Below are 241 nucleotides of genomic sequence, written 5' to 3'. Positions count from 1 at the left end.
CCAGCAACAGCGTCTCAAAAAGCCAGCGTTCCAGCGGATCGCCCGCAGCCCATCGAATAGGAGATGTCATTGAGCAGGCACGCCATTGCGGGGTCATTGCATCCAATACAGATGTAAACTTAATGGCAAATCCCCGTCCGGTACCTTCATAACCATGTATTGTAGATGCGAAGACCACCCTTGAATAACTCGACAGCATCTTTTGCAACATCGGGGCAGGGATAGCTGCCGCTTCATCAAC

General features: G+C 51.5%; 1 pseudogene. It reads right to left on the bottom strand.

Annotated elements, in window-relative coordinates:
- Positions 1–241, bottom strand: a pseudogene (locus tag R0J87_RS24150) (tRNA(Met) cytidine acetyltransferase); the annotation flags it as partial.

Origin of the sequence: Halomonas sp. SIMBA_159, from assembly GCF_046536035.1 — a bacterium.
Taxonomy (GTDB): Bacteria; Pseudomonadota; Gammaproteobacteria; order Pseudomonadales; family Halomonadaceae; genus Vreelandella; species Vreelandella venusta_A.
The sequence above is the reverse complement of the archived record's forward strand: the minus strand, read 5'-3'. Positions and strand labels throughout refer to the sequence as shown.